The sequence below is a fragment of the Sulfurimonas sp. genome, assembly GCF_047622445.1.
GTDB lineage: Bacteria > Campylobacterota > Campylobacteria > Campylobacterales > Sulfurimonadaceae > Sulfurimonas.
The window spans coordinates 1-19081 of record NZ_JBLHOE010000039.1; the positions used below are offsets into that span (position 1 = coordinate 1).

Here is a 19081-nt window from a genome sequence, read left to right on the forward strand (position 1 = left end):
TTCTTAAAACCAGTATTTACTGAAGAATTTATCAATGCGTACCAACATTACAGATTTGAGCGTGATGTATGGCCAGATGAAGGTCGTCCAACTGCTTTTGAGTTTAAAACTACATACCAGTGTTAATATATTAAAATGAGCTTTTGCTCATTTTAACCTTTCTTCCTTCTTACTTTAAAAAATCTTATACATCTTCATTTTTTTCGATATAATTGATTCATGAAAAAAGACCTTGATCAAGAGCTTATTAATGACATTGTCTCCTGTGATTCACTGACAGACAAAGAACTTTGCGGAAAAATTAATGCTTTTGTAGCGCTCTACGAAGAACAAAAACAGCTCAATGAAAAACTTTCAAAAGAAAATAAGTTTTTTCTTAAAAAATGGGATAAAAGAAACCTTCTAGAACATGATAAAAAAGATAAAATCATAGAACAACAATCTCGCCTCGCTGCTATGGGCGAAATGATTGATGCTGTTGCACATCAATGGAAACAACCGCTCAATGCAGTAAGCATGATGATTGATATGCTACAAGACGACTTTAGAACAAATGATGTCGACGGTGAATATATAGATGATTTAGACGAAAGTATTCATCTACAAATTGATCATATGGTTAACACCTTAAATCAATTTCGAAATTTTTTAAGACCATCCACTAAAAATGAAGACTTTCATATAAATACTGTTGTACAAAATGTTCAGATTCTTATGAAAGACGAACTTATAACACAAAATCTTCATATCTATTTGGATATAGACCAAGAGATTAAAATTTTTGGAAATAAAAATGAGTTTATACATCTCTTCATAAACTTAATAAACAATTCTATAGATGCCTTTAACGAACATGACCTAAAAAAACGTGAACTCCACATTCGATGTTTTTCTAAAGATAGCAATATAATCATAGAAGTAGAAGATAATGCAGGAGGCATTCCTAAAAATATAATCAATCATATTTTTAAGCCCAACGTCACTACTAAAGCAGATGGAAAAGGAACAGGAATTGGACTCTATATGAGTTCACAAATTGTTACAAAAAACTCTGGTAGTGTTACAGCAGAAAACACAAATGACGGGGCTTTATTCAGAATAAGCTTTAGAGAGTCAAAAATTTAATTCTTAGTTCAAGTTTCTAATCATAAATTTGCTATAATTCCAAACTTGATTATAATATGTAAGAGTGTAATGATCAAAATTTAAAGTTCAAGGATTCATTATGAATCACATTAAAGAGGGGAAATATAAACCCTACCCGCAAATAGATTTACCAAACAGAGTTTGGCCAACTAAAACAATTACTCATGCTCCTAAGTGGTGTAGTGTAGATTTACGTGATGGTAATCAAGCACTTATTAACCCTATGGACATGAAGAAAAAACTTGAACTTTTCACACTCTTACTCAAACTTGGATTTAAAGAAATTGAAGTTGGATTTCCATCTGCCTCAAAAGTAGAATTTGACTTTTTACGTCGCCTAGTTGATAATAAACTTATCCCAGACGATGTCACTGTTCAAGTTTTAGTACAAGCAAAAGAAAACCTAATCGCTAAAACATTTGAATCTTTAAAAGGTGTTAAAAAAGCAACTGTTCACTTATATAACTCAACTTCGGTAGCACAAAGAAAGATTGTTTTTGCTAAGAGTGAAGATGAGATTATAACCCTTGCAGTAGATGGCATAGAACTTGTAAAAAAATATGAAAAGATGCATGATGGAAAAATATTTTTAGAGTATTCACCTGAGAGTTTTACTGGAACTGAGTTAGAATTTTCTGCTCGTATTTGTAATGCGGTAACAGCCTCTTGGGGTATGACAGATAACAGGAAGGTAATCATCAACTTACCCGCAACGGTAGAAATGTCAACACCAAACATCTATGCAGATCAAATAGAGTGGATGAGTAATCATTTAAACAACCGTGAGAATGTTCTTATCTCTACACATACCCATAATGATAGAGGAACTTCTATTGCAGCTACTGAATTGGCTTTGTTAGCTGGAGCAGATAGAGTTGAAGGTACACTTTTAAGTAATGGAGAGAGAACTGGTAATGTTGATATTATTACACTTGCTTTGAATTTAACAACACAGGGAGTTGATTCTAAGTTAAACTTTTCAGATATTGCTGAAGTTTTAGATGTTGTTGAGCGATGTACAGAAATGAATACACACGCTCGTCATCCTTATGTTGGAGAATTAGTCTACACTGCATTTTCAGGTTCACATCAAGATGCAATTAACAAAGGTTTAGCGTACCAAAAAGCAAAAGAAGAAGCATTTTGGGAAGTTCCATACCTTCCAATTGATCCAGAGGATGTAGGACGCACATATGAGTCTATTATCCGTATAAATTCTCAATCTGGGAAAGGTGGCGTAGCTTATATATTAGAAAAAAATTATGGATATTTACTTCCAAAATCAATGCACCCAGAAATTGGTAAAATTGTACAAGAACGTAGTGATGCAAAAGGTATCGAGTTAAGTCCTAAAGAAATTTTAGATATTTTTCAAACTAGCTATTTTCAAGTAAAAGAGCATATAACTTTAATTGATTTTAGCCTTTCATCATCAAGTTCTAAGAACTCCATATGTAAGCTAACATATAAATATGATGGTGAAACAATAGTATCTGAAGGTGAAGGAAATGGTCCAATAGACGCTTGTAAAAAAGCACTTATGAAAAACTATAAAACTGAATTTACACTCACTTCATACTCTGAACATTCATGTGGAGATAAAAGTACTGCAAAAGCAATCGCTTATATTCAAATAGAAAGCGAAAAAGTACTTTCATGTTTTGGGGTTGGTGCAGATAATGATATTGCTACAGCTTCTATTAAAGCACTTTTTTCAGCTTTAAATAGAGCATTTGATTAAACTCTTTTAGATGAACTTTTTTAATACTTTATAAAGTTCATCTTCATCAATTGGTTTAGATATATACTCATCCATTCCAGCTTCTAAGAATCTTTCTCTATCTCCTTTCATAGCATTTGCCGTTAGAGCTACAATAGGTCCACATTTACTTGTATATTTTGCTTTTAAAAACTTCATAGCTTTTAGTCCATTCATGTTTGGCATATTTTCGTCCATCAAAACAAGTGCATGGACTTCTGGATCATATAGTTTTACTGCTTCTTTACCATCATTTGCTAGATCACAACTTAAACCAAAATCCTCGATAAGCATTTGGACTAACATTTGGTTTGTTTTATTATCTTCAGCAATTAAAATATGTCCGGATAAAGTATTTTCTTTATCTTGAACTTCTTTTTGATTTTGAAATACTTTATCCTTATCATTTTTCACTCTAACTAAAGGAATAGATATAATGAATGTAGTACCTTTACCCTCTTTAGAATTAACTTCTATAGTGCCATGCATCATTTCTACTAAGGATTGAGTTATACTAAGTCCTAGACCTGTTCCCCCATACTTTCTTGTCGTAGAACCATCGGCTTGCTCAAAGGGTTTAAATATTCTATCTTTAACAAAATCATTCATACCAATGCCATTATCTTTTACTTTAATGATTAAATTAGCATCTTCATATCGTGTGTAGTATTCTATACTACCTTTAGCTGCGGTAAACTTTACCGCATTCGATATAAGGTTTGACACAATTTGAGAAATCCTTTCCCAATCTCCATAAAAAGTACAAGCCAAACTTATATCTATCTCAGTGTGAAATGTCAGATCCTTATCGGCAACTAAGCCATCAAAACCGTAGGAATGATTTAAAATACTTTCATATGCATGAAACTCATAAGGATCTACAAGAAACTTTCCATCCTCTATCTTTGCCAAATCTAGAATATTATTGATTAAACTAAGTAAAGAGGAGGCACTTGTAAAGATATATTGTGATAAATCATTAAATTCTTTATCTACCAGACGTTTACCAAGAATAGAGCTAAAACCAATAATTGCATTAAGTGGTGTACGAAGTTCATGACTTACATTTGCCATAAACTCCTCTTTGAGTTTCCTAGCCGTTATATCTTGTCTCATTGCTGTATAGCCCATAAGTTTATTGTCCACATCATATATTGGAAAAATCGACATATCCATCCAATAGGTTTCACCCTCTTTATTTAGGTTTTTAATTTCACCATGCCAAGTATTTCCCAGTTGTATACTCTTCCACATACTTTCATAGATTCTAGAAGGCATATCTGGGTGTCTCACCACACTATGTGACTTACCAACAAGTTCTTTCTCTGTATAACCACTTAACCTACAAAAAGCAGGACTAACATAAGTAATCACACCATTAAAATCAGTATTTGAAGTTAGAACATTCTCCCCAATAATTTCTAAAGATTTTTTCAACTCTTTTTGCGCTATAAGAAGGTTTTCATTTTTCTCTTTTATTTCTAGAGCTAGTGATGTTCTTCTCTTTTGCGTTATGTACACATAAAATGAACTTAAAAATAAGCTAAAGAACAATATAAATAACATAAGCTTTTTCAGCTTATCGTATTCCTTTAAATCTTCCGTTTTAAGGAGATTAAGTTCAAGTTCTATCTCATCTGCTTTTTTCATAATAACACTAAAAAATGTGTCATATTCTTTATCTAGCTGCGTGCCAGAATAAGATATTGCTATCTTTTCATATCGATATAAAGCATTTAATTCAAACACTTTTATAAGCTCTATCAAGCTATGTATATCATTCATAAGTTTTTCATTCTTCACAGGAAGAATAACAATATTTGTTTTTTTATTTACTCCACCATTGAGCATTGCATTACTTAAATTCCGTGCATTTTGAATATTAGACATTGTGTCTTCTATTTTTTCATCCGTATCACCGTCAAGAATTTCTTCGAGCCATAAGTGAGAATAAGTAAGTTCTAGTTTGATATTAATTATTGTATTTGTAAGGGGTAAATATCTATCATTTATCTCTTTACCCTTAGAAAAACTAAACTCTACCATGAAAAGAAAGATAGTTCCTAAAACTAAAAGCAATATAAATATATGATTTATTGTTTTTATTTGATTCAACATAGAGTAATTATACCAAAGATTTTACCCTAAGCAAGTATAACTATGATTTAAAAGAGGAGTTCTTCCTCTGGATCAACTTTCACTTCAACGCGAGGTGGTTTTGAAATGTCAGAGAAGTACTCTTTTTTCCCACCAACATCCACTTCAATAATACCCTCAGGCATATCAAATTCTCTTTGAACCTGGGGATAAAGTTTAAGTATATCTTGATAGTAAGCTTTAAAAGCAGTACCAGAGACTCTCCCTCCAGTTTCTTTCTTATGCATTGGTGTATTATTGTCATTTCCAAACCATACAACTGTTTCTATTGTTGGAGAATACCCTGCAAACCAACCATCTATATTATCATTTGTAGTACCCGTTTTGCCTGCAATCTCTATGCCTCTTACCTTTGCTCTAACAGCCGTTCCACGATCAACTACACTCTTAAGTATACTTGTCATTAAAAAGGCTTGCTGCTCATTTGTAATGATTTTAGAAGTTGGTGTAAATTCATGAATCATAACACCTTTATGCTCTACATAATTTATAATACGTGTCCCAACTTGAACACCTTTATTTGCAAATGAAGTATAGTACATTGCTAATTTAAGTGGTGATAAAGAGATAGTTCCAAGAGAGATAGATAAATCTTGTGGTACATCTTTTATTCCAAACTTATCAAGTTCACCGAGTAAGACTCTCAATCCTATATCATTTACAAGATTAATCGTTGCAAGATTACTAGAGTGAACAAGGGCTTCTCTTAAAGAGATAAGCCCTTTATAGTTTTTAGAATAGTTACGAGGTTGCCATTTCATCTCTTCACCATCTTTTTCATACTTATATGTTTTAGCAATATCTGTAAGTTCTGTAGCTCCGGAAAAACCAAGGTCAAGTGCTACTTGGTATATAAAAGGCTTAAAAGCAGAACCTGGTTGACGCCTACCTTGTGTTGCTCTATTAAAAGAACTTATCTTATAATCATAAGAACCTACAAGTGCTAAAATTTTCCCTGTACTTGATTCAACACTTGCAAGTGCACCATTAAGGTTTGAAGTATTTGTATCCACATACTCGATCTTTTTTCTTTCTTTTTTGGCCCGAGTAAGTACTTTGTGTTTGTATCCTTCTATTCTTTTTAAAGCTTCATTATATGCGTGAAGAACAGCTTTCCTTCCCGCCTCTTGAAGGCGAATGTCTATAGTAGTATATACTTCATAACCACCTGTTTTGAAATCTTTAATCCCTAAACCACGCATACGTCTCGAGATTTCATCGACAATAAACGGTGCCTTATTTTGAGTAAGTGTCGTGTTGTACACCTTTGGTGTTTCTGCTACAGCCTGAGCATACGTTGCATCATCAATCCAACCAAGAACTTTCATTCTGTTAAGTACACGATTCGCTCTACCCATAGATATCTCATAATTTTTTGTAGGAGCATATGTACTCGGAGCTTTAGGTAAACCAACTAAAATAGCAATTTCTTTTAAACTCAAATCATGCAGTTTTTTATGGAAATAACCATCTGCGGCTGTTTTAATTCCATAATACCCATGACCAAAGTATATTTCATTTAAATATCTTTCTAGTATTTGTTCTTTTGTAAGAGCATTTTCAAGCTTTATTGCAAAGATAGCCTCTTTAATTTTTCGGGAAAGCTTTTTCTCACGTGTAAGAAGCTTATTTTTTACAAGTTGCTGCGTAATAGTACTAGCTCCCTGCACTGCTTTTCCAGCTCTTACAACTTTTATAGCTGCACGAAAAATTGCATCTACATTTATACCAGGGTGCTCAAAAAAAGTAGTATCTTCTATAGCTACAAGTGCTTCAATTGCGCGAGGAGGAATCTCATCAAACGGTGTATAAAATCTATGTTTCCCATCAAAAATATTTGCTATTTTATCACCATTCTTATCATAAATTCTAGAACTTGTTGATGGCTTATAATCAACCAAAGAAGATATATCATAATCATATGCAAGAAAATAGTATCCAAAAAGTACAAAAGGAGATAAAAATCCTAGTAAAATGATTGTAAAAAATATCTTTGTTTTCATACAGGGGGTTCCTACTTATTTTCTAAATTCTCTATTGGCAAAATTCGCTTCTATCAATGTTTTTGTATAGTTTTCTTGTGGATTTTGTAATATGTCTAACATTTTACCATTTTCTACAACTAATCCATCTTTTATCACACAAATATCCTCACAAAGAGCCTTTGCTGAGTTCATATCGTGTGTGACAAAGAGAATTTTAAATCCCATCTTTTCTTGTAAGCTTCTTAGTAAATCTAAAATTAAAATTCGTGTTTTTGGGTCAAGTGCCGTTGTTGGTTCATCAAGTAACATAAGTTTGGGATGAGATTCCAGAGCCATAGCAATAACAACACGTTGTAGTTGTCCACCTGATAGTTCTGGAGAAAAGCGATCTAAATGTTCTTCATCTAAGCCAACTTGTCTAAATAACTCTTTTTGTTTGTCTTGTGATATAAAAAATTGTTTATGTATTTTTGTAAGTGGGGAAAGTGCTGTAAAAGGATTTTGAGGAACAAAAGAAATTGTTTTTCCAGCTTCCAAAACAAAATCGGCATCATACTTTAATTCACATAACATAGAGTCTGGAAGCATCATTAAAAGTGCTTTGAGTGTTAAACTTTTTCCACTCCCACTTTGACCAACCAGCGCTAAAGACTTGTTAATCTCAAAGTTAATATCTACTAATATTTTCTCTTCTAAGGATATTTTGAGCTTTGTGATTTTCATACGGTTATTTTAGCATAAGCTTATCAATGCTTTTACATAAATTACTCAAATTTTCGCTACTTTCACCGACTCGTGCAATAACTCGTAATATTGCTGAAGGTACAGTTGGTTGACGAATTGCACCGATAGCATATCCTTTGTTTAAAAGGCTTTTTTTAATCTCAATCACTTTTTTATTATCCCCTATAAGAATTGGAATGATCAAACCATCAATTTCTATTCCTAAAATATCTTTTACTATCTCTTTTCGTCGCTGTATATTTGCTTTTAAATTCTCTACATTATGTAAAATATATTCTAACGAGTGATGTCCTAAAAGTGTGTCATATAATGAAAGTGATGTAGCATAAACAATAGGCTTTGCCCGATTAATAAGGTACTCAATAATATGAGCAGATGCTAAAATATAAGCTCCAAAACTTCCATATGCCTTACCAAGCGTTCCCATCTTAATATGGTTTGCTTTTATTTCTATGTTATACAAATCAAAAACACCCATAAGTTTGTCTCCCACTATTCCAGAACTATGTGCTTCATCAACAATTAAAAGAGCATTTTCTTTTTCACAGATTTCAAAAATCTCAGGGTCGACTAAATCGCCATCCATAGAGTATATTCCTTCAACTGCAACAATCTTTCTTGTAACATCTTTATATTGCTGAAAAAGTGATTTCAATTCGCTCATATCGTTATGTGTAAAAAAGACAACTGATACATGTTCTAACTTCGTTGCGAGTACTCCAGATGCATGATATTTCTCATCCATAAAAAGAATGTCACCTTTACGAACGAGTGATTCTATCATTGCTATATTTGCGCTAAAGCCACTTCCTAAAACAACGCCATCTTCAAAGCCATTTACTTTACATAGTGCTTCTTCAAAATCTTTGTGTACTTGATGGTAACCATTTACTAAAAGAGAGGCTTTTGAGCTATGAAGAGGAAGTAAATCAAGCGCTTCACATGTTCTTCGGTGAAGTTCTTTGTTATGTGAAAGCCCTAAGTAGTCATTTGAAGCAAAGTCTAAAACATTTGTGTCAAGAACTTCACGAGTACGTAGTCTTCCTGATTTCTTTAAAGCTTTGAGTTCATTTTCGTAGTAGTTCAAAGCCAAATCTTTAGTATGTCGGTGTTAAGACCCATTGCGGTACTTTCATATCCATGAACATCTTTGATGTAAGATTTGCAAAACCCTTCTACCATACAAGCGCCTGCCTTTCCACGCCATTCCCCACTCTCTAAATAGCTATCTAAATCATCTTGCTCAAACTCTCTAAAAATATAATCAGTTTGTGAAATATCTATAAGTTTTTTTCTTGGTGTTTGATACACCATGCAAGTAATGATAGAAGTAATATTCCCACTTTGTGTCATTAAAATATTGCGAGCATCATCTATAGACTTTGCTTTTCTAAGAATTTTATTTTTTGAAGTCACAACTGTATCTGCAACTAAAAGTGGGTAATCTTGGTAGCCAAAGGCTTTTAAGTTTGCTTCGTACTTTCCAAGAGTTGCTTGGTATACAAAGTTTTTTGGTGAAGTGGCGAGTATAGAGTCTTCATCAAAATCTACACTCTCTTGCATAAATGCGATCCCAGCAACTTTGAGAAGCTGGGAGCGAGTCTCAGATCCTGAGCAAAGACGTATCATTTACAACGCTGATGAAAGTGTAGCACCTAAATAAATAGCTACTAAACCTAAGATAATATTGAGAGGAATCATATATTTGCCAATGAGCCCCATAGAAAATTTTGCACCTGCCATATCTCCTAGCTTAATAAGTTTTGAAGCTCTATTTCTTCGTATAATCATTACGAAGTAGTTTATAAACATTACACTCCAAATCCCCTCTTTAATTTGACCTAAAGAGTTATACTCTGTATTTTTCAAATCATATCCCAAAAGCATAATAACAGCTGTGATAAGTAAAATAATTGTAAAAGGGAAAACAATAATAAAGAGTCTTTTCATTGCATGAGCAATACGAGTCAATCTCTCTTTAGGCTCATCTATTTCCATAAAAGAAGCATGAGCAGCAAAACGTAATGCTATCATCCCTCCAACCCAAATCACAGCACTTACAACATGTAAGAAAACGATTAAAGCTTTATACTCTGCAAAAATCTCTACCATTATGATAATACCTCTGTAATAAATTTAAGTGAAGCCTCTTTAGCCTCAGGAAGTTTTGTCTTATCTTTTCCACCAGCTTGCGCAAAGTCACTCCGACCGCCACCACCGCCACCTAAAATAGGAGCAATATTTTTAATCCAGTCTCCAGCTTTAGCCGGTGTATTTTGAGAACCACACGCGATAAGTACTTTATCGCCTTTCACTTGAAAAAGCATTACGCATAGTTTCTCGTTTTGATTTTTTAGCTCATCAATTTTTTCTTTGATATCACCAGATGGATATTCTTCGATCACAACAGTTACACCATTAATCTCACTTGCTACAACTTCAACTTTAGCAGAATTTTGCGCTTCTTTTACTTCTTCTTTTAATTCTTTAACACTAGACTTCATTCTAGATATTCCAGCAAGAAGATCAAGATTTTTAACTTCTGCTTGTGCATTTTGAACTAATGTTCTTTGCGTAACAAAGTATTTATATGCAGCTTGCCCACAAACAGCTTCTATACGACGAACTCCAGCTGAAACACCTGATTCTTTTGTAATTATGAATGAACCTATATTTGCAGTATTTTCAACATGAACACCACCACAAAACTCTACTGAGGCAGTATCAAAACTAACAACTCGAACCTCATCTCCATACTTTTCACCAAACTGAGCTTTCGCACCAGAATTTTTAGCGTCTTCAATTCCCATAACTTCAGTATTTGCAGGGATAGCACGTAAAACTTCATTGTTTACTCTAAGCTCAATCTCTGCTAATTCAGCATCTGTAATTGCTTTTGGGTGAGAGAAATCAAAGCGTAATCTGTCCACTTCAACAAGTGAACCCGCTTGAGAAATATGATCACCGAGTACATCATAAAGGATTGCATGAAGTAAATGTGTAGCAGAATGATGCTTTACTATTTCGTTTCTTGAAATATCAACATGTCCATCAAGAATATTTCCAACTTTAATTTCTTTTGTAACTTCTATCTGAGATAAATTTAGTCCAAAAAATTTCTTCGTATCAAGAACTTTAGCAAAACCTTCTAGCTCACCAATATCTCCAGTTTGTCCACCAGATTCCGCGTAAAAAGGAGTAATGTCTAAAAATACCCATCCTTTTTCACCTGCTAATAGATTAGAAGTCGTTTTAAAGTTCTCATCTAAGAGTGCCTGTACTTCACCGCTATGTTGTGTGAAGTCATAACCAACAAAAGTATTTTCACCGAATTTCTCTAGTAATTGTTTAAAATCTCCATGAACTGCATCATCTCCACTACCTTTCCAAGCAGCTTTTGCACGCGTTCTTTGTTCTAACATCAATGCATCAAACTTATCAGTATCTAGCTGTAAATCATGACTTTTCAACATATCTTCTGTAAGATCTAATGGAAAACCAAAAGTATCATAAAGCTTAAATGCCACTTCACCAGAAAATATTTCTTTTGTAATTTTCAACTCTGCATCAAAAAGTGCAATTCCACTTTCAATAGTTTTGAAAAATCTTGCTTCTTCAAGTTGAATCTGCTCTGTTACTGCCTTAGCTTTTGTGATTAAGTAATTATATTCGCCACCCATAATTGATACAACAGTATCTACAAGTTTAAACATAAAAGGCTTTCGGAAACCAAGAAGATAACCATGGCGTACAGCACGACGTAAAATTCTACGAAGAACGTATCCACGACCTTCATTTGAGAAATTAATCCCCTGTGCTAAAAGAAAGAGTGATGTTCGAATATGATCAGCAATTACTCTGTATGATGCACCGCTCGAGTACTCATAATTTTTACCAATTAGTTTTTCAACATCAGCAATAATTGGCATAAATAATGAAGAACCATAATTTGAAAGTTGCCCTTCTTTAATCGCAACAACACGTTCTAAGCCCATACCTGTGTCAATAGAAGGTTTTGCAAGAGCTAATCGCTCACCACCAGCAACTTTTACTTCGTACTGCATAAATACAAGATTCCAAATCTCTAAAAATCTATCACCTTCACCACCAAGATAATCTTCTTTACCACTAAAGTTATCTGCACCTTGATCATAAAAAATCTCAGAACATGGTCCGCAAGGTCCAGTATCGCCCATAGACCAAAAGTTATCAGCATCGCCTAGTCTTAGAATTCTATCAAGTGGTACATGTTTTTGCCAAAGTTTTTCAGCTTCATCATCAGACTCATGTACTGTAACCCAAAGCTTATCAACATCAAGTTTAATAACCTCAGTTAAAAATTCCCAAGCGTAAGCCATAGCTTCTTCTTTGAAGTAATCTCCAAAACTAAAGTTTCCAAGCATCTCAAAAAATGTATGATGACGTGCTGTATGACCTACATTTTCAAGATCATTATGTTTTCCGCCAGCTCTTAAACAAGTTTGGCATGAAGTAGCACGTGGGTTTGATGGTGTTGGAATCTCACCTGTAAAAATTGATTTAAAAGGAACCATTCCAGCATTATTAAAAAGTAATGTCGCGTCTTCTGGCACTAATGGCGCTGAAGCAACTCTCGTATGGTTTTTTGATTCAAAAAATTTTAGATATTCTTCTCTGATATTCATTTAGGATTCTCGCATATAAAATTGCGCGATTATATCTAAAAGCTACTGAATAATATGTAAATAAATTTTTCTTTAAATACTTTCAGCTAAAATAATATGATAACTATTTTCAAAGTACAAGGTCATCTATGTCATTTGAGCTAATCAACGTAACCTCAGAATCAATTTCTAAAAGTTTAATCGAATTTGCACGGAACAACAAAATCAACCCTAAACAACTAGATTTTGAGCTTATCTCTTTTAAAACCTTATTAAAACGAGAAAAAGATATTGAACTTAGCATACTAGAAGATACAGATGCAATCACAGAAGATGATATTAAAAATGTAAATACTACTATTTTCCAAGAGTACACCATCACAATAAAGCCTTTAGTAAAAAAAGTCCCTACAATCAATATAGCTTTATCAGCGAATACACTCAAAACTAAGACTATTGTAACAATCAAACAAGGGAGTGTTTTTAATAAACAAACTCACACTTTGGAAGCTTTAAAAGAACACATATGGCATAAAAAACTCAAAGTTGGATTTTTAATCGACTTATTTGAAGCTAATCTAGAAAAACAGTTACATAAACTTCTGCAAATCATTCCTTATGACAAAGCACTTAAAAAAGATTTAAAATTTACTCTTGGAATAGCTTTAGACCCAACACTACCAAGAGATGCAAAACTTGAAAGATTATATGAAACTAAAGATAAAGACAGTCTAGTAAATGGAGTTCAAGGTGGTGAATTAATTGCACGATATATACTTCCAAAAAATGGGGTTAGTGGTCGTAATTGTCATGGAAAAATTATAGCTCCGCAAAATCCAAAGATTTTAGCTAAAAAACCTACGATCGAGGATAGTGTAGAAGAAAAAACATTTGAAAATTTTATAGAATACTTTGCACTGATAAATGGATATGTTGTATTTCAAAATTCAAATCTAAAAATCTCACAAACTATTAAACTTCAAGAAGCTAACTTTAAAACATCCGCTAACATTGATACCGAAGACAACACTGATATCTCTGTTCGTATAGCACATGCCAAAAGTGAATCTGAAGATGCAATAGGAAGTGGTGTTGCCATGGATGTAAAAGAATTAAATGTTGATGGTTCTATCGCAGCAAATGTAAATATAGCAGCACAAAATATAAACATTGATGCCCAAACACATAAGAAATCAAAAATGACTGTACTAGAAACTGCTACTATCAAGCTTCACCGTGGAGACTTAACAGCTAAAGATGCACATATAGAAATTTTAGAGAGTGGTAAAGTTACCGCTACTAATTCTGTAAGCATTGGTAAGATGCTTGGGGGTATTGTTATCGCTCCTATTGTTCATATTGGCGAAGTTTTAGCAAACACTACAATCATTGCATCTGAACTTATAGAGATTAAAAGCATCACAGGAGAACATAACAAACTTATCATAGATCCTGATGCAATAGCAAGTTACCATAATGAGATAGAACTTTTAAAGAAGAAGATAGAAGAAGCGACAAAAGAATTAAAGAATAAAAAATCAGATTTGAATACAAAGATACAAGAACATTCAGCCAAAACAGATAGAATTAAAACTTTTCAAAAAAGAGTAGTGAGTGCTACAAAATCTGGGAAAACACCAATGAAACAAGATATTATTAGAGTAAAACAATTTAAAAAAGATTCTGATAAACTTCATCTAGAAAAAGAAAGCTTAGCTAAAGAAGAATCAGCGATTACAGTGCTTGAACTTGAACGTGATAAATTGTGCAACAAAGATCTCTATGCAAAAATAAAATCAAAAACATTTTATGATGGACACACGCAGGTAGTTTTTGTAGATGTTAAAACCAAAGAAGAGATAAATTTTCTTCCTCATGGGAACATCGACATAATTTCTCTTGTACTCGATGCTGATGGCAAAAGAGTAATATCTACGGATTAGAAAAGCTAGTTTCGTCCTCTACAATGTTTTCATAATGTTTTTCAAACATCATCGCTGCAATTCCATTACCAGCTTTTATAACTACTTTTTTTTTATTTAAAATGGGGGTAGTTCCAAATCCGCAACTTGGACTACGTGATTTTAAAATAATTCTATCTACCTTTGGGTGGAGTGAGATAAAGGAGTTGATTTCTTCTTCTAACAACTCCGTAACATCTACTAAGTTCACTTCTGTAATGATTCGATTTCTACCATCTATCTCTACAACGTTTATACGTTCCCTAGGTGTTCCAAAAAGAGGAGCTTCCGGACAAAAAGGGATGATCTCATAGTCTTTAAAAGCCTCAACTACTTCATTTACTTTTTTTGTTTTCCCATCATATCGACAATACTCGCCAAGAAGACAAGCAGAGATGATTACCTTTTTAACATTACTCATTCTACCTCGATATAAGATTTATTAACGAAATTATAACATTTTAAGAAAACTTCCAAAGAAGACTAAAGAGTTATGTTTTGAACAAGCTCTATCTCTTTAGGTGTAACAACTATGGCATCAATCATAAAATCAATATCTAAAGAATTCTTTTTCAGGTAAACATTGACAGTTTTAATAAATTTGTTAAGTTTTGAGGGAGTTATATTTTGTATAGCAGATTCATAATCTAGTCCGCTTTTAACTTCAATGAAGTGAAGCACTTCACCCTTTGAAGCGATAATATCTACTTCACCAAAACGAGAGTAGAAATTTCTCTCTACTACGGTGAAGCCATTTTCATAAAGAAAGTTACAAGCTTTATCTTCACCTATGTTTCCTTTGGCTCTACTCATATTTTTTTCTTAATCTTTCAATCTCTTCTAATATTTCACCTACACTTTGCGTCAGCTCACTTCCCATTTTTTTAATCTCATTTGGAAATTCATCTTGCATAAGAGTCATTAACGCATACCAAATAGGTTTATATCTATCTTTAAACTGATATTTTTCTATTTCAAAGAACTCTTTAGCTTTAAAGTATTGCCCTTTTGCAATCAATAAGTTCAAATATACAATCACATCATTCTCAGAATCTAAAGCTTCATCATAATCTAACCATTCAATAAATTTTTCATAACTATTTTTAAACTCTTCTGCCCATAAATATATTATTGATAATGTGTGTGTATTATGATAGTGTTTTACATTTACATAACTTTTCTTCACTAATTTTAAAGAATCACTTAAATTTTTAGACTCTTCAAAATAATACCACGAGAGACTATTTAAAGCATTATCATCTCCACTCTCAATAGCTTTAAGATAATACTCCTCTACTTTTTTATAATCTTTTTGTTCTGCATATAAATCACCTAAACTTAATAAAGCATTATTGTCTCCACTCTCAATAGCTTTAAGATAGTACTCTTCTGCTTTTTCATACTTTTTTTGTTCTGCATATAAAATTCCTAGGGTTAATAAAGCATTATTATCTTCACTCTCTATCGCTTTTAGATAATACTCTTCTGCTCTTTCGTACTCTTTATTTTCTTTATATAGAATACCCATATTTCTCAATGCACCATTATCTCCATTCTCTATAGCTTTAAGATAATGTTCTTTTGCTTTTTTATACTTTTTTTGATCTGCATATAAATTGCCAAAGTTTAGAAAGGCACCGTCAATCTTTTTCTCTATAGCTTTTAAAAAATATTTTTCTGCTTTTTCATACTCTTTTTGTTCTGTATATAATATACAAAGGTTTTTTAACGAATTATTATCTCCAATATCAACTGCTTTAAGATAATATTCCTCGGCTTTTTTATAATCCTTAATCTTTGTACTTACTACTCCCATGGAATGAAAAACATTTGTATCTCCAGTTTCAACAGCTTTCAAATAATACTCTTCCGCTTTTTCGTACTCTTTTTGCCTAAAATATAAACCACCAAGATAACCAAAGATAACAGTATTGCCACCTTTAACTGCCCTAAGATAATATTCCTCCGCTTTTTTATAATCTTTCTCTCTTTCATATAAATAACCAAGAACACCTAATATCGTATTACTACTCTTTTTTGACTTTTGAAGTAATTTTATTGCTTCTTTTATCTTATTCTTTTTCTCTAACTCAGTTACTTGATTTAAGAGTTCTACATCCGTTTTGGAAAGTTCATTTTTTAGATTTGAATTCACATCAGTTAAATACTTAGATATATTTTGCTTCATCTCATATTCAGTCTTTATATCTAATCCAGAATAACTTAATGCTTCACACATATGATATGCATAAGATTCATTTAGTTTTTTGTTCTTAATTGAATCTATAAATCTGCTTGCTCTCTCTTCGAGCTCTTTACCGCTGTACCATGCTGTCAAAAATTTCACTAACCATTCAACCTTGTTTCTATCTTTCTTTCTACCAAAGCGAATAAGGTACCAAATGTTAAAAAATCTTTCGTGTATCTTATATATTTTGTTCTTTCCTGTAGATTCAAATTCGATAATTTGATATTTTTCTAATTGTTTTAATTGAGATGATACATTTGCACTCGAAAGTCTAGTTTTTTTTGCCAACTCTTTTGTTGTTACTCCATCCCAATTCATTGCTATGTTATGAACAATATCTTGAAGTGTTCTTGGTAAATTGTCCATTCTTTCTTTGTAGAGTGGTGTAGCGTCATTTAAAATTTTAAGTAAATCTTCAAAAGAATTACTTTCATCATCTATAAAAATATCATATAACATCACTAAAGTTCTGGGTACACCACCTGTAAGTTGCCGTATTGTCTCAACTCTCTGAGGAGTGTTTTTAATGATGTTGTTTATTTTTTCTTTTTCTTCATCTTTTGCAATAGTTTTTAAAAACTTTACACTATCACTATAGTTTAATCCTTTTAATTTTATAATCTTAAAAAATTCATAAAAAGGTTTAGCATAGTCGTGATGTTGTTCTAACATCTTTGTAGAGCCACCTATAATTCTAAAAGATGAAGATGAAAGTAAAATTTCTCTTAATTGTCTTTGTTCTTTTTCTTTTAATTTTCCAAATAGTTCATCTATATTATCTATCAAAAGGATAAGCTTTTTGTTTTGTAGTTTTATTTTATCTTCAAGGTAAGAAAAACATCTCAAGGCATAATCATTTTCTTCTAAATGCTTTTCCATTACATCTAATAGACCTTCAAATTCTTCTTCATAAATATTTTCTAAGTACTCTGCAACAACTTCCCATAACCTACAAAGGGTTCTTATCTGGTACTGTTCTTCTGAAAACTTTATTGGTAATAAAAATTTAGATAATTTTTTATCATTTTGAACTTCTAGTTGTATTTTTCTTAGTAATGAGGTTTTACCTTGTCCTCTTTGCCCCACTAAAATATAATGCTGATTTGATACATCATAATCCGCACTTTTTATATCTTCAAAAATATCATCAAAGATTTCAGTTCTTACTACAAACTTTTCTAAAAAAGTTTTTTCTTCTATTTCATCAGGTATATATTTGTATCTTGAGTAATTAATTTGTGACATTTTTATACCACCACATTTTTAAAATAGGAGAATTGAATCTATACTCTTTAGTCTCATCGTTATTGTTAATATATCCATCATAAACTAAAGAATGTATAACCTCTTTTGCATCATCTAGTTTGTATTTTTCAGCTATGTTAACTATCTTATTTGAAGTTATTATAGTATTTTCAGCAATTGTATTTAAAACTTCTTTTGAAAACTGGTATTCGTTATCTGCTAAACTTTTTAATCTGCTATGCCAGTGCTCAAAGTGGTTTCTATTATCCAGTATACTCTCAAAAGAGCTATCTATTTGCTCTGCTTGTATTCTGCCTTCTAACTTTCTAAGCTCATCCATTATAAGCTGAATGTAAAAAGGTATCTTCCATTCTATCTTGTTTAACAAATATGTAATTTCATCTTCTTGGATATCTATGTTGTTCGATGTAGCTAGCAGGGTAACAAATTCTTTCGCATCACTAAACTCAAGAGGCAAAATCTTCACTGTTGCAAGATCATTAATAGTACTAATACTATCTATTTTTGAAGCTACACTCTCTAAACCTATAGAACCTGCATAAATAAACGTAACTTTCTCTGAAACAGCACTATCTTGTCTTAACTCTCTATGAGTTTTTAAAAGTGACTTAGCATTTTCAACACTCTCATACTTTATAATATTCTCAATAGTCTGTGCAAACTCATCTATCATGATTATAAGTTTTTTATCTGCATCTAACTCTTTAATTATTTTTTTAAAAGCTTGTGCATAGTCCAGTTCACTTCCATCACCAAATTTGATGCCCTTAATAGTTGCTTCATCTATTTTTATAGTTTTTAATTTGTTAAATAGATTTTTTGCTTTGTTTTGTAGTGTATTTACAAACTCTTCTTCCATAAGTCTATAAAATAACTTTTTCCAAAATTCATTTTCTTTGTCTGCGGATTCAGTATCAATGTACAAAACTATATAGTCGTCTTTGGGATTATCAAAAATATTATACATTACAGAAGTTTTTCCAACTCTTCTAGGCGCAACTAAAAGAACATGATTTCCACTATCTATTTTATACCAGACATCATTTAATTCTCTTTTTCTGTCCCAAAAATTTTCTTTTCTTGCAACTTGTCCTGTCATAATTCGCATAGTAAACCCTTTTAACAAAATATATTTTGTCATTCTATCAGACAAAAATATTTTTGTCAAATTA

14 protein-coding genes are annotated in these 19081 nt (G+C 32.2%); 3 read left to right on the top strand and 11 right to left on the bottom strand.

The window, feature by feature from the left end; translation table 11 throughout:
* Positions 1-219 precede the first annotated feature (219 nt).
* Both ACI9TV_RS09720 and leuA read left to right on the top strand, forming a co-directional pair.
* Positions 220-1125: a sensor histidine kinase gene (locus ACI9TV_RS09720; protein WP_415250592.1), complete on the top strand. Its 906-nt coding sequence runs from the start codon at positions 220-222 to the stop codon at positions 1123-1125.
* Between the two features lie 100 nt (positions 1126-1225).
* Positions 1226-2887, top strand: a complete 1662-nt coding sequence (gene leuA / locus ACI9TV_RS09725; RefSeq protein ID WP_415250593.1) for a 2-isopropylmalate synthase — start codon at positions 1226-1228, stop codon at positions 2885-2887.
* A 6-nt stretch (positions 2888-2893) separates the two neighbouring features.
* Here leuA and ACI9TV_RS09730 read toward each other — a convergent pair whose 3' ends face one another.
* The 7 genes from ACI9TV_RS09730 to alaS are packed head-to-tail and all read right to left on the bottom strand — an operon-like array spanning position 2894 to position 12455.
* Complete coding sequence (locus ACI9TV_RS09730; protein ID WP_415250594.1) at positions 2894-5023, bottom strand: ATP-binding protein; 2130 nt, start codon at positions 5021-5023, stop codon at positions 2894-2896.
* 47 nt (positions 5024-5070) lie between these two features.
* Entirely contained in the window at positions 5071-7065 is a 1995-nt protein-coding gene (locus tag ACI9TV_RS09735) for a penicillin-binding protein 1A (protein ID WP_415250595.1), read from the bottom strand.
* Positions 7066-7080: 15 nt separating this feature from the next.
* Positions 7081-7770: an ATP-binding cassette domain-containing protein gene (locus ACI9TV_RS09740; RefSeq protein ID WP_415250596.1), complete on the bottom strand. Its 690-nt coding sequence runs from the start codon at positions 7768-7770 to the stop codon at positions 7081-7083.
* 4 nt (positions 7771-7774) lie between these two features.
* Positions 7775-8878: an aminotransferase class I/II-fold pyridoxal phosphate-dependent enzyme gene (locus tag ACI9TV_RS09745; RefSeq protein ID WP_415250597.1), complete on the bottom strand. Its 1104-nt coding sequence runs from the start codon at positions 8876-8878 to the stop codon at positions 7775-7777.
* Positions 8875-9420: a septum formation inhibitor Maf gene (gene maf / locus ACI9TV_RS09750; RefSeq protein ID WP_415250598.1), complete on the bottom strand. Its 546-nt coding sequence runs from the start codon at positions 9418-9420 to the stop codon at positions 8875-8877. Before maf ends, ACI9TV_RS09745 begins: the two co-directional genes overlap by 4 nt.
* A complete protein-coding gene (locus ACI9TV_RS09755; protein WP_415250599.1) occupies positions 9421-9903 on the bottom strand; it encodes a hypothetical protein in 483 nt (160 codons plus the stop codon).
* Positions 9903-12455 (bottom strand): alanine--tRNA ligase, encoded by a 2553-nt coding sequence (alaS, locus tag ACI9TV_RS09760; protein ID WP_415250600.1) that lies wholly within the window; start codon positions 12453-12455, stop codon positions 9903-9905. The genes ACI9TV_RS09755 and alaS overlap by 1 nt, the downstream gene beginning before the upstream one ends.
* Before the next feature lie 128 nt (positions 12456-12583).
* Between alaS and ACI9TV_RS09765 the strand changes: the two genes are divergently transcribed.
* Entirely contained in the window at positions 12584-14377 is a 1794-nt protein-coding gene (locus ACI9TV_RS09765) for a flagellar assembly protein A (protein WP_415250601.1), read from the top strand.
* Here ACI9TV_RS09765 and ACI9TV_RS09770 read toward each other — a convergent pair.
* The 4 genes from ACI9TV_RS09770 to ACI9TV_RS09785 form a co-directional block, all read right to left on the bottom strand.
* Positions 14367-14816: a DUF523 domain-containing protein gene (locus ACI9TV_RS09770; protein ID WP_415250602.1), complete on the bottom strand. Its 450-nt coding sequence runs from the start codon at positions 14814-14816 to the stop codon at positions 14367-14369. The two genes, ACI9TV_RS09765 and ACI9TV_RS09770, sit on opposite strands and share 11 nt — an antisense overlap.
* 62 nt (positions 14817-14878) lie before the next feature.
* Complete coding sequence (locus ACI9TV_RS09775; RefSeq protein ID WP_415250603.1) at positions 14879-15208, bottom strand: YraN family protein; 330 nt, start codon at positions 15206-15208, stop codon at positions 14879-14881.
* On the bottom strand, positions 15201-17888 hold the full coding sequence (locus ACI9TV_RS09780; RefSeq protein ID WP_415250604.1) for a tetratricopeptide repeat protein: 2688 nt from the start codon (positions 17886-17888) through the stop codon (positions 15201-15203). The genes ACI9TV_RS09775 and ACI9TV_RS09780 overlap by 8 nt, the downstream gene beginning before the upstream one ends.
* Complete coding sequence (locus ACI9TV_RS09785; RefSeq protein WP_415250605.1) at positions 17875-19017, bottom strand: ATP-binding protein; 1143 nt, start codon at positions 19015-19017, stop codon at positions 17875-17877. Before ACI9TV_RS09785 ends, ACI9TV_RS09780 begins: the two co-directional genes overlap by 14 nt.
* Positions 19018-19081 lie beyond the last annotated feature (64 nt).

What these genes read in the sequence shown, in the direction of transcription:
- ACI9TV_RS09740 (WP_415250596.1), bottom strand. Translation starts at nt 7,770, where the DNA reads ATGAAAATCACAAAGCTCAAAATATCCTTAGAAGAGAAAATATTAGTA.
- ACI9TV_RS09785 (WP_415250605.1), bottom strand. Translation starts at nt 19,017, where the DNA reads ATGCGAATTATGACAGGACAAGTTGCAAGAAAAGAAAATTTTTGGGAC.
- ACI9TV_RS09765 (WP_415250601.1), top strand. Translation starts at nt 12,584, where the DNA reads ATGTCATTTGAGCTAATCAACGTAACCTCAGAATCAATTTCTAAAAGT.
- ACI9TV_RS09720 (WP_415250592.1), top strand. Translation starts at nt 220, where the DNA reads ATGAAAAAAGACCTTGATCAAGAGCTTATTAATGACATTGTCTCCTGT.
- ACI9TV_RS09780 (WP_415250604.1), bottom strand. Translation starts at nt 17,888, where the DNA reads ATGTCACAAATTAATTACTCAAGATACAAATATATACCTGATGAAATA.
- alaS (WP_415250600.1), bottom strand. Translation starts at nt 12,455, where the DNA reads ATGAATATCAGAGAAGAATATCTAAAATTTTTTGAATCAAAAAACCAT.
- maf (WP_415250598.1), bottom strand. Translation starts at nt 9,420, where the DNA reads ATGATACGTCTTTGCTCAGGATCTGAGACTCGCTCCCAGCTTCTCAAA.
- ACI9TV_RS09755 (WP_415250599.1), bottom strand. Translation starts at nt 9,903, where the DNA reads ATGGTAGAGATTTTTGCAGAGTATAAAGCTTTAATCGTTTTCTTACAT.
- ACI9TV_RS09735 (WP_415250595.1), bottom strand. Translation starts at nt 7,065, where the DNA reads ATGAAAACAAAGATATTTTTTACAATCATTTTACTAGGATTTTTATCT.
- ACI9TV_RS09775 (WP_415250603.1), bottom strand. Translation starts at nt 15,208, where the DNA reads ATGAGTAGAGCCAAAGGAAACATAGGTGAAGATAAAGCTTGTAACTTT.
- ACI9TV_RS09770 (WP_415250602.1), bottom strand. Translation starts at nt 14,816, where the DNA reads ATGAGTAATGTTAAAAAGGTAATCATCTCTGCTTGTCTTCTTGGCGAG.
- ACI9TV_RS09730 (WP_415250594.1), bottom strand. Translation starts at nt 5,023, where the DNA reads ATGTTGAATCAAATAAAAACAATAAATCATATATTTATATTGCTTTTA.
- leuA (WP_415250593.1), top strand. Translation starts at nt 1,226, where the DNA reads ATGAATCACATTAAAGAGGGGAAATATAAACCCTACCCGCAAATAGAT.